This is a genomic window from Pseudoalteromonas sp. OOF1S-7 (genome assembly GCF_022347765.1).
Classification (GTDB): Bacteria; Pseudomonadota; Gammaproteobacteria; order Enterobacterales; family Alteromonadaceae; genus Pseudoalteromonas.
Genome location: NZ_JAKRFZ010000021.1, coordinates 17134 through 28450, shown reverse-complemented (window position 1 = coordinate 28450; position 11317 = coordinate 17134). Strand labels below are relative to the sequence as shown.

At 47.7% G+C, this 11317-nt stretch carries 11 protein-coding genes and 2 tRNA genes; 10 read left to right on the top strand and 3 right to left on the bottom strand.

Translation table 11 applies throughout. From position 1 onward, the window contains the following. Positions 1-176 precede the first annotated feature (176 nt). Positions 177-626, top strand: a complete 450-nt coding sequence (locus MHN33_RS21130) for a cytochrome c (RefSeq protein ID WP_239401113.1) — start codon at positions 177-179, stop codon at positions 624-626. 102 nt (positions 627-728) lie between these two features. Here MHN33_RS21130 and MHN33_RS21125 read toward each other — a convergent pair whose 3' ends face one another. After that, a complete protein-coding gene (locus MHN33_RS21125) occupies positions 729-911 on the bottom strand; it encodes a hypothetical protein (protein ID WP_046005890.1) in 183 nt (60 codons plus the stop codon). 304 nt (positions 912-1215) lie between these two features. Between MHN33_RS21125 and MHN33_RS21120 the strand changes: the two genes are divergently transcribed. Continuing rightward, positions 1216-1998, top strand: coding sequence for a YggN family protein (locus tag MHN33_RS21120; protein ID WP_239401111.1), 783 nt, complete (start codon positions 1216-1218; stop codon positions 1996-1998). Positions 1999-2046: 48 nt separating this feature from the next. Here the strand turns inward: MHN33_RS21120 and MHN33_RS21115 are convergent, their stop codons facing one another. After that, positions 2047-3495 carry a PLP-dependent aminotransferase family protein gene (locus MHN33_RS21115; RefSeq protein ID WP_239401109.1) on the bottom strand — a complete coding sequence of 483 codons (1449 nt, stop codon included), beginning with the start codon at positions 3493-3495 and terminating at the stop codon, positions 2047-2049. Between the two features lie 108 nt (positions 3496-3603). Here MHN33_RS21115 and MHN33_RS21110 point away from each other — a divergent pair, with 108 nt between their 5' ends. Next, positions 3604-4524, top strand: coding sequence for a DMT family transporter (locus MHN33_RS21110; RefSeq protein ID WP_239401107.1), 921 nt, complete (start codon positions 3604-3606; stop codon positions 4522-4524). Here the strand turns inward: MHN33_RS21110 and MHN33_RS21105 are convergent. Then, the gene (locus MHN33_RS21105; protein ID WP_239401105.1) at positions 4490-5353 is read right to left on the bottom strand and encodes a YegS/Rv2252/BmrU family lipid kinase; all 864 of its coding nucleotides are present in this window, start codon (positions 5351-5353) and stop codon (positions 4490-4492) included. The two genes, MHN33_RS21110 and MHN33_RS21105, sit on opposite strands and share 35 nt — an antisense overlap. Before the next feature lie 296 nt (positions 5354-5649). On the opposite strand from MHN33_RS21105, the gene MHN33_RS21100 reads away from it, so the two are divergent. The 7 genes from MHN33_RS21100 to MHN33_RS21070 all read left to right on the top strand — a co-directional run bounded on the left by MHN33_RS21100 (position 5650) and on the right by MHN33_RS21070 (position 11117). After that, the gene (locus MHN33_RS21100) at positions 5650-5799 is read left to right on the top strand and encodes a hypothetical protein (protein WP_239401103.1); all 150 of its coding nucleotides are present in this window, start codon (positions 5650-5652) and stop codon (positions 5797-5799) included. Between the two features lie 199 nt (positions 5800-5998). After that, positions 5999-6089, top strand: a tRNA-Ser gene (locus MHN33_RS21095). A gap of 18 nt (positions 6090-6107) precedes the next feature. Next, positions 6108-6200: transfer RNA gene (locus tag MHN33_RS21090), tRNA-Ser, on the top strand. A 634-nt stretch (positions 6201-6834) separates the two neighbouring features. Beyond that, complete coding sequence (locus MHN33_RS21085) at positions 6835-7332, top strand: hypothetical protein (protein ID WP_239401101.1); 498 nt, start codon at positions 6835-6837, stop codon at positions 7330-7332. Positions 7333-7754: 422 nt separating this feature from the next. Then, positions 7755-8219 (top strand): adenosylmethionine decarboxylase, encoded by a 465-nt coding sequence (gene speD / locus MHN33_RS21080; RefSeq protein WP_239401099.1) that lies wholly within the window; start codon positions 7755-7757, stop codon positions 8217-8219. Continuing rightward, positions 8212-9174 (top strand): polyamine aminopropyltransferase, encoded by a 963-nt coding sequence (speE, locus tag MHN33_RS21075; protein WP_239401097.1) that lies wholly within the window; start codon positions 8212-8214, stop codon positions 9172-9174. The genes speD and speE overlap by 8 nt, the downstream gene beginning before the upstream one ends. 149 nt (positions 9175-9323) lie before the next feature. Next, complete coding sequence (locus MHN33_RS21070) at positions 9324-11117, top strand: ABC transporter ATP-binding protein (protein ID WP_239401096.1); 1794 nt, start codon at positions 9324-9326, stop codon at positions 11115-11117. Positions 11118-11317: the final 200 nt, after the last annotated feature.

Genomic DNA, 11317 nt, shown 5'->3' with positions numbered 1-11317 from the left:
AACGTAAACCAACTTGCCATCATGTTGTCACATTGCTGCGTATGTAAAGTGATTTGAACAAAATACACACAAATTGAGTGTCTAATGTAGTCCAGAATTCTCAACTCGTCTAAGAGACTTGCAATATCTTTGGTAAAGACATAGAAAAGAGGCTGTTTTTTATTTAAGGGGTCAAAATGAGAATTACACTATTATTAACAAGTTTGTTCGCCGGGCTGTCTCTGAATGTTCAGGCAAGCTCATTATTCGAAAAACCAGAAGATGCCATCGAGTACCGTAAAGCCGTGTTTCAGCTGATCCGTTATCAGACTGGCGATATGGGTGATATGCTCAAAGGCAAAATACCATTTGACGCTGAGCGCTTTAAGCAGCGTGCTAACAATGCAGCAAGGTTATCAGCTATGCCATGGGAAGCTTTCCCGGCTGGCTCAGATAAGGGCGATACAGACGCATTACCTGCAATCTGGACTGACCGTGCCACGTTTGATAAGAAAGCACAAGATTTTGCAGATTATGCGCAAAAGCTGGCTGTTGCAGCTGAATCAGGTGACAAAAAGATCATTGGTGCGGCCTTTAAAAATTGGGCGAAAGGCTGTAAAGATTGCCACAAGTCGTTCCAGGACTAAGCATAAAAAATCAGTAAGGCAGCCTCAGCTGCCTTACTCTATCATTCTGTTTCCTGGCACATAAGGCAGGTCGAGTGGCCTCACCGTAGCCGCTACACCCACTCAATCATCTAAAAAGTCCAGGTCATCCTCTCCAAGATTACGCTTCAGGCGTTTCTGCTCCAGGTAGTCATCCAGACGGCGCTTCACCCGCTTCTTTTGCTGTGCCTGCAATTCTTTGTCTAACGACCCAAAGTCGTCTTCATAATCATCATCTAACGGATCATAGGAAAATGTTTTACCCACGACGAGCTCCAAAACTTAAATTGTGCTAAATGGTCCAACAGCTGACGCTGCTTAAGTTAGTATTTAGCGCTAAATGCAGACGCTGAAAAGCAAGACTTTTTTATCTATACGATAAATATTTTTTATTGCTCAAATGTACAAGAAATAAACTGGTCAAATTGACTACTTATTGGTCACATCACTAAAAAGCCAACACAGCCACGACATAATCAAAAACCACAAAAAGCCTACTTATCAGCAACTTAATAAAGTGGCATTGTTTTTGTTACCTCATCTTTGTCATCAACAGCCCAAGGAACATAGTATGAAAACAATTCTGCTCGCTTCAACACTGGTTTTGTCTACCCAGGTCGTCGCCCATACTGACCAGCACTTTTCTGTTAGCACTGATGAGTGCACCGTAGACTTTACAAACGATGTACAAATTACGCCCGACCGGTTGTACATTAAAAATGGCAATGGTAAACCTGTGATGATTGACGCTCAGGGCTATCTGTATATCGCAGACCAGCCCGTCAGTCTGAACCAGGATGCGCGTCTGGCCATGCAAACGTATGCCGACACGCTCAGAGCAGAACTTCCCAAAGTCGCCAGTATTGCATTGCAGGGGGTAGAACTGGCTGGCGTCGCGATACAGGAAGTCGCGACCGCATTTAATTTACACAGCTTCGACGCATTGTCTGGCCTGATGGACGAACTGCACTCCGAGATTAAAGATACATTTTATCAGCAGGGCACCTTTGTGATGGGTGAGCAAACCTTTAATGAGTTTGGTGAGCAGTTTGAGCACCAGTTTGAAGAAAAAGTTGAGCAAGCCGTAGAAGGCGCCATGATGGAGTCCATAGGTAGTCTGTTAGTTGCCATTGGGTCTGAAATGGTGAGTGCAGGCGGAGACATGGACCGCTTCGAGCAGCGCATGGAAGCGCTGGGCAATGAAATAGAGCAACGAGTAGAAGGACAGGCGACAGCCCTGGAGCAACAAGCCAACGCCCTATGCGGCCAGTTCGAATCGATTGCTGTACAAGAAGCACAGCTCAGCGCAATGATCCCTCAGTTAAAAGGCTATCAGTTGTTTAACTATCGCTAAGTAACCGCTTTCCCTGCGTAGTCAGCCACACCGACATCAGTACCCTACTTACTGCGGTTGTGGCTGCTTTTTAGCCTGATGAACCAACGCTCCCAGCGTGCGTACATAGCCTTCCATTTCCTCACTCCAGGGCAAACCATAACTGATCCGCACACAGCTACTGTACCTTTCATAGGCACTAAATATAGCCCCTGGCGCCACGCTGATCCCTGCCCGTAGTGCCAGTTGAAAGAACAGGCCGCCATCGTATGCCCCACCCAGGTCCAGCCATAGCACACACCCACCTTTTGGCTCGCTGACGCGGACATGATCAGGAAAATACTTCTGCACGGCCAGGCGCATTTTCTGCTTATTGTCATACAAGCGCTTACGCAGTTGTCGCAAATGGCGTTGAAACTCACCACTGGCCATAAAATCAGCCAACGCCCATTGGTTCATCATTGGTGCAGAACAACTGAGCGCCCGTTTAAAGCGCTTAGCCCGCGCACTGTATGGTCCTGCCAGCATCCAGCCAACGCGATAGCCAGGCGCCACCGTTTTAGAAAACGACGAACAGGTCAGTACTGCTCCTGGTCCCGCAAAACACTGTGCTGGTCTTACTCGCTGCTCACCAAAATACAAGTCGCCGTAAACATCGTCTTCAATCAGCACCACCTCATGCACATGCAGTAATTGCAGCAACTGTTGCATGCGAGATTCAGGCATTTGACTGCCTAACGGATTATTGATGCTGGTCGAAAACAAACAGGCTTTAATTGGATGGCGTGTCAGCGCTGCACTGAGGTCGTCAAGCCACAAGCCGTCGTCCGGGCAAACGGGGATTTCTATCGCTTTCAGCCCTAAGTTTTCAACCAATTCGACAATGCCAAAGTAGCATGGTGATTCAATCGCAACGATGTCACCCGGTTGTGTCACACACTGCAATGCGATGGCGATCGCTTCCTGGGCACCATTAGTGATGATCAACTCATCGCTATTCACCGTCAGCCCCAGTGCCAGATAATATTGCACAATCTGTGCTTTTAGCATCGTCAGGCCATCGATAGCACCATAATCGAGCATACGCTCCTGAGCCTGACGCATAGCCAGTCGCATGCTTTTGGCTAGTGCTTGTTGCGGACTGGCCGCTGCGACCGGGTTAGCAAGTCCCAGTGGCGCTACATCTGGTAAATGGATCCCCTCATACACTTGTTCAATGAGCTGTTGTTTATTTACCATCACGGGTTTGGCAGGTAATTTACTGCGCCTGGGTGTCGCAGTGTCATGACCACTTTGCAAAAAGTAGCCCGACTTTTCACGCGCAGCCACCATGCCCATCATCTCAAGCTGTTGATAGGCCTGTTGTACAGTGGGAATACTTACGCGCAGCCGACTTGCCATGGCTCTGAGCGACGGTAACTTATCACCTGGCATCAGCAACTCCTGCTCAACCATCTCTCGTACCACGGTGATGACTTGCTGATAGAGGTAATCAGGCTTACATGTAGAGTGATCCATCGCGCTCACCATCTGTATAGGTTTAAAAACACATTTTTTGTATCTGGCATATACAGAATATACCGCTAAACTGGCCACGCTGACTAGTCCTTCCTGTGAGTTGAAAGAATGAACAATGTTTTTCTGTACACATTAACCGTCCTGATCTGGGGCTCCACCTGGCTGGCGATTGAATTCCAGTTGGGCTCGGTAAACGAAGTGGTCTCTTTGTTTTATCGCTTTGCTATTTCTGCTGCTTGTATGTGGTTTTATGTACTGCTCAAGCGCCCGCCAATGCGCTATTCACTCACTGATCATGGCTTTTTTATGTTGCTCGCGCTGGGTAACTTCGGCCTAAACTACTTACTGCTGTACTGGGCACAAGGCAGTCTGAGCTCTGCGATGGCCTCCATTGCTTTTTCACTCTTACTGGTGGCAAACATTGTCAATACCCGGCTGTTTTTCGCCAAACCCATTGCGGGGCGTATCTATCTTGGAGCCATGCTGGGACTTGCCGGTATCGTCAGCTTGTTCTGGCAAGATCTGAGCAGTGCCGACCTCAACAGCGACGCATTCACTGGTTTGTTGCTGGCGCTGGCAGGTATGTTTGTTGCGTCACTCGGGAATATGGTCAGTGTACGTAATTCTAACCGCCAGATTGGGGTACTCCAGGGCAATGCCTGGGGCATGCTGTATAGCGCTGTGTTTTTAGGGGGCTATGTGGCCTTCAGCCCGCTGCAGTTTGACATTGAAGCCAACGCTCAATACTGGGGTTCTCTGCTGTACTTGTCGGTATTTGGTACTGTGATTGCCTTTGCGTGTTACTTCCACCTGCTAAAAAACATTGGGCCAGAGAAGGCCAGCTACCTGATTGTGCTGTTCCCTCTGGTGGCAGTCACGCTCAGTACGTGGTTTGAAGGGTTTGTCTGGCAGCTCAACACGTTTATTGGCTTTTCACTGGTATTGATCGGTAATGCCATCGTGCTCACACCATATCAACGTATCCGTGCCTGGCTCAGTCCGGCAACGCCGTCTCAGGCAAGACCCTGAGCTGTATCGCACCTGGCAGGCTGCGGATGGTCACCGGCGTTGTTGCCACCAGATCGCCGTCAGCCTCCACAGCCAGGCCCGGCGTTATAATATCCAACTGTGTACGCTTTTCCCGGTGCACCCAGGGTAGACGCTGATGACAGCCCACCAGCATCGCAGCGAACACAACCAAGCGTTGCCACCAGCTTTGGGCAGAAAACCACATACACTCCAGCTGACCGTCCTGTAAACTTGCCAGAGGCGCAGGCTGCAGGCCGGCAGCAAAGAAACGTCCATTGGCCAGAAGTAACATCATACCCTGCTTTAATCCACGGTTCTGGGCCGTTTTAAGCTCGACTGTCGGCGCACAAAATAACTGTTTAATGCCTCCCCACACATAACTGAGGGCTCCGGCTCTTTTTTGACCCTGTAAACTTTGCACTACTTCAGCATTAAACCCCACACCGGCAATATTCACAAAATAGCGCGCGCCTACTGCGCCTGCGTCTAAGGCGATACTGTTCGATGAGAATACTGCGGCTCGCCATTGCTGATCGGTGTAACTAAATTGGCGGCAAAAATCATTGCCCGTTCCCGCAGGCAGGCACGCCAGTTGAGCCGATGATCCACACATCGCATTGACAACCAGATTGATGGTCCCGTCTCCCCCTACAACCACAATCAGTGACTGACCATGAGTCTGTAACCGGATAGCGTCCTGATCCCGGCCATAAAACCCGGTGGTCTCGTACCAGCTAATGGTGATCCGGCGCTGTTTTGCCTGCGCCCGTAACCAGCGTAAATGACGCTGTAGCCTTCGCCCCCCTCCGGGCTTATAAATAACTAACAACCAACCCCCAAAATAATAAAACCAATTTATCTGAATAACTACCCAACAACACCATCCAAAAACAAACAAAATAAACATAAATAACTGTAAAACAAAATGTAAAACAAATCACCGCCATTCACAAAAGTGAATAAACAACCATTTAAGAGACTCGACAAAGCATCTAAAACATATTTTTTAATTAGTTTTTCTAATCTCTCACCGGTAATTTTTATCGTTTTATTTTTGGCCATAATGCACGCAAAATAACCATGTCGATACAGACCGCATTTACTTACGATTTTAAGGAGTCAGACATGCTTAATTCAGCTGCAGCGTGCAGCAACACGCAAACCACCCTAAACACAGTCGAAGCGCCCGTCACTAAACGTCGCTTTAATCTGACAGCTTGGTTGAACAAGCTGGGTAAACAACTGATGTTAAGTCAGGTGGTTATGTATAAGTAAGTCTGCTCCGGGCAGGATCTTCCCAACCGATCATGCCCAGTTTCTGCCATATCCCACTTATCTCAATATCATAAAACACACCTGATCGCCCATAAATCGGTCAAAGTCGTAAAAAACTGACGTTATTAGCACAAAATTTAAGCAAACAATTCAAAAACTATTTACAGCGCCAAATTCGCTAAGTATTATCTTTGCCCATGGAGAGATGGCTGAGTGGTTGAAAGCACCGGTCTTGAAAACCGGCATACGTTAATAGCGTATCTAGGGTTCAAATCCCTATCTCTCCGCCATTTTTAAGTTTTTGCGCCGGAGAGGTGGCCGAGTGGCTGAAGGCGCTCCCCTGCTAAGGGAGTATAGGGTTTGTAGCCCTATCGAGGGTTCGAATCCCTCCTTCTCCGCCATTACTTTAAGAGAACCGCCTTTACGGCGGTTTTTTTATGCCCAAATTTTACCTCTTCACGAATGAGAAGGTGGGTGAGAACCCTCGACCAGGGTTCGACAATTTTGTCTGGAACAAAATTGAACGCACTTTAGTGCGGCCCGCAGGGCAAAATACAGGACGTATTTTGTCATCCTTCCTTCTCCGCCATTGCTTTTAAGAGAACTGTCCCAATGCGGACGGTTTTTTTATGCCCGAAAGCGAATCCCTCACTTTTGTGCACACACCATTGCTTTTAAGAGAGCCGTCCCAATGTGGACGGTTTTTTTATGCCCGAAAGCGAATCCCTCACTTTTGTGCACACACCATTGCTTTTAAGAGAGCCGTCCCAATGTGGACGGTTTTTTTATGCCCGAAAGCGAATCCCTCACTCTTGTGCACACACCATTACTTTTAAGAGAGCCGTCCCAATGTGGGCGGCTCTTTCACTGAAAACCCCTTAGCAGAATATAGACTCGGCAGTCGGCTGCGCTCAGCAAATCAAAAAATGAGCTGCTTATTATAAAACTGACGGTTTTGCCCTGTATCATGGTTATGCTCATGCTGTTTTTTGAGTAAGGAACACTTCAATCCAAATTGATAAATAAGGAAAACAAATGAAAAATCTAACAATTAGCTTACTGCTTGCAACTGCCAGTATGGGGACGCTTGCGCAAAGTAATGGCAGTGCCGTGTTACCTCACTACACCTTCTCAGGCCTGGATAACTCAAACACATTCATCTACCTGACGAATATGACTGACTCTATGCTCGAAGTGGAAGTAACCCTCACTACAGATGTTGGGGCCATTCTGTATGATGACGGGAATGTGATAGACGGCAATATCGAGATCTGGAACACCTTATTCGCAGGGGAGCCCACTAATGGTGCTGGGCCATCAGCAACTCTAACATTGAGGGGGCGCAGCACATCTATCATTAAACTCCAGCCAATCGCAACCAATAATGGGGCTACAGGTATCGCAACGATCAACTGGGCTTCTTCTGAAAACGTTGCTGAAGCGCTAGTCTCTCATGCCCGCGTCACGCGCAAAGAAGGCACCACATCTGAAAGCAGTTATGCAGTACAGGTTAACGGCGGGAAAGCATTCTAAGCCAGTCTGGATATTGGCCTGATATTGGCCTGATATTGGCCAATATCCATCAACATACCCTCAGGCTTACCACATTCCATGCGCCTGCATGCTGGATCAGATTAGTATCACAGACCTGCCTTTATGCTCCTCTTCATAGTTTCAAGCCTTTGTATTGGGATAAATAACAAGCATCTGATCTTGTTCTATTTTTCACATAAGGAGGCGCCTTCTCCCCACTCCACCGTCTCGCTAATTTTAGTATGAACGACCTGCTCCACACTCATTGTACATTTCAGTGCTGGAATGTCAGCATTCACACAATGCTTGTCTCAATGGCCTCTCAATCACGGCACACCAGGTAGTTGAGAGGTTGGCCGGTACCAGCAAATCACGAAGTCTGGCCACCCAAACGGCAATCACACACAGCACTGAGGAAAAGTATGCACACCCCCTCATCAGAGTCACAGCCAGTGTACCCTTTGGGTCAGCACATTATTGTCGATCTCTTTGATGCTTCTAACCTGATTGGCGAAAGGCACATAGAAAAGATGATGATTGAATGTGCCACCACCGCGCACGCCACCATTTTGCAAACCCACTTGCACCCTTTTGAAACCAACGGAGGTGTATCAGGCATGATCATCCTGGCCGAAAGCCATATTTCTATTCACACCTGGCCAGAGTACAACTTTGCTGCCATGGACATTTTCATGTGTGGTGAAGCACAGCCTGAGCTGTGCCTGGCGGTGATAGAAGCCTGTTTTCAGCCAGGCAGAATGGTCATTCACACCCTCACGCGGGGGGGCTCAGTCAGCCGCACTGGGGAATTTCAGCCCCTTTTAAATAACCAGTTACACGCAACCCTTAAAACCGCATCAAAACGGAGTATTCACCCACATGACTAAGATTAATTGGCATTACGAACAAATGACAAGTGGCGTTCACATTGCACTTCGTTCAGAAAAAGATTTGGTCAACGTAGAAACCGAATTCCAGGATGTCAGCATCTTCGAAACCCGCCACCTGGGTAAAGTAATGCGTATAGACGATGGCATTCAGGTCACCACCAAAGGTGAACACATTTATCATGAAATGATGGCGCACGTGCCGATATTTTTTCACGACAAGATTAAAAACGTGTTGATTGTGGGTGGCGGAGACGGAGGCAGCGCCCGTGAAGTATTAAAACATCAAAGCGTCGAAAACGTCGTCATGGTGGATATTGATGAACAAATAATTCAACTAAGCCGCAAGTTCCTGCCCGAAATAAACAACGGCGCATTTGATGACCCCAGGTTTGTATTACGCATTGGTGATGGTGCGGAAATCATCTCTCAATACAATGACTGCTTTGACTTAATCATTCTGGACGCAGCAGATCCGGATGGCGGCGCATCAGAAACCCTGTTCACCCAATCCTTCTTTGCTAATTGTTTAACCGCGCTCAAGGCAAACGGGATTTTGGTGGCACAAGGTGGCACGCCGTACTTTGAGCCTTATATGATGCAATCAATGGTCTCGCGCTTAACCCAGGCGTTTAACAACCCCGCAGGCATATTTATGGGTGGTTGCTACGACTACTTTGGTGGCTCCCATGCATTTATCTGGGCAACCCGCAGTGGCACCATAGACACGCTATCGCTTGAGGAGCTGGAATCACGCTTTACCCGGGCCAACATTCACACCAAGTATTACTCTCCCGAAGCCCACTTTGGTTCGTTCTTCTTGTCAAAAGACATGCGAGATTATGTCAATCAGGCCGTGAACTGTGAAAATGTGGACGAACTGTCGATGCCAGAAGCCGGAGACTGGGATGACTACACCCCGGCAAGCTCTAATCATAGCGAAGACGACAAATAGGCCAGTCTACTGCATGACATAAAGGCTGATTACGCTCACGTTCAGAGCCACTGTAACGAAGCCCCACAGTCATGCCAGTGGCTTATTATGCCAGGCTCCGGCGATGTAGCCAGAGCAATACTCTATATGCCCAGGTGCCACACAACGAGATGAAATCATTATTTAAGCTATTTGAACAATTAGGCCACAAAGACACCTTTGACAATCAGTTAACACAAGCGGCCCACAACCTACCGTTTATTCGTCAGTGCGCCAAAGAGTTCTCTGGCTGGGTGGCTGTCGCCTTTATAATTTCTTTGTTAGGCGGCTTGTTACAGATTGTGACATTCGACTTTTTAGGAGATTTAGTCGACTGGCTGGATAGCGCAAGTGATCATGCGCAACTCAATGACAAAGGACATACGCTGGCCCTTATCGCAATGGCCATAGCCGTCGTAATCCCGACCATTACCCTGATTAAAAACCTGGTGTTTCACCAATTACTCGCTCCGAATCTGCAAAAAAATACCATTATAAAATTGTATCGGACCTTGATTGCTTCACCCGCCAGTTACCATGAAGAAGATGATCCTGGCGCAACCGCCATTGTGATTGTGGATACCTCAGAGGCAGTCATCGATGTGGTATTGCAGTTTTGTGGCTTTGCCGGGTTTTTGTTGGCGTTTCTGGGAGCATTGCTTTTTTACGTAGGCAACATTGATGGCTGGCTGGCGCTCCCTTTCCTGATCTGGACAGGCCTGTTTTTGGTTATGCTGCTAAGACAATGGATCCCCAAAGCTAAAATCACCAATCGGCTCGAAGCCGAAAGTTGTGCACAGATCACCGGGAAATTCACCGAACGTTTTGCACGTATTCGCACTGTAAAAATGCTGTCTAACACAGAGTATGAACAACAGTTTGCCGAGCAATGGGCCACCCGGCACCGCAGAGTAGTGGCGAAGGAGTTCCGTGTTTTCTCTCATTTTGCATCCATAATTGGGCTACTGAACGGGTTGTTAATTGTCGCTACAGGTGCATTATGTTTGCAGTTGTGGATGCAGGGCAGCATCTCAATTGGTGAATTTTCTATGGTGCTCGCCTTGGTTTATCGGGTGATATCGCTATCGGAATGGTGCCAGGAAGAGTTTGACGCTTTCTTTGTCTCCTGGGGCCAGGTCACGGTTGGCAGAGAGGTCGTCAACGAGTTTCTGGAAGATATCGAACCCGTCGAAGACGAAGGTAATTTTAACGTCGCAAACGGGAAAGTTACCTTCAAGCAGGTTGAGTTTGGCTATGAGAATAAAGCGCCGCTGTTCACCGACCTGTCTTTAAAAATAAAAGCGGGTGAAAAAATCGGGATCATCGGCCCTTCCGGTGCGGGGAAATCGTCGCTGCTTAACATGCTTGCCGGCATTGATGAAATTGAAGGCGGCGCGATTTACATTGATGGTAAAAATATCGAAGACTACTCAACAGACAAAGTGTGTAGTGAGATTAGCTTTTTGAATCAGGATATTGGCCTGTTTAATCAGAGCATTTATGGGAATGTTGCGTTTGGTTTGAATAACGTCAGTAAAGAAGCGGTAAGACAAGCACTGGCCCAGGCTAATGCTCTGGAATTTGTCGAAACATACACGGACGCGCGGGGACGTAAAGGCTTATCAGCCTTTATTGGTGACAATGGCGGACAACTGTCTGGTGGCCAGCGTCAGCGCCTGGCATTGGCCAGAGCAATCTTCAGAGATAAAAAAATCCTCTTACTGGACGAAGCCACCAGCGCCCTGGATCCGCCGCTCAAAGCCAAATTTATCACATCGCTTAAAACACTGATGAAAGGCAAAACCGTGATTTCTGTCGCGCATTCTTATGATGTACTCACCATGATGGATCGTATTATTGAGATCAAAAATGGCAAGATAGTGAGAGAGGGAAAACCCGAAGAGATGATCCAGCCTGTGGGCTGACAAAGTTAAGTGAGTACCGCATACACTGCCCAAGCCCTGATGCCTTGCATGGGGCTATTAGGTGGATCCACATTAAAAACCGCTGTTCATTTTGCCCTTCACCCACTTCCCTCCCCGAAGATAAGTTCGCTTTAATGGTTAAAAACTTGTAAATTTCGTGTTTATATTGTTATGCTGATAGCGTAACTAACGTTTAGAAT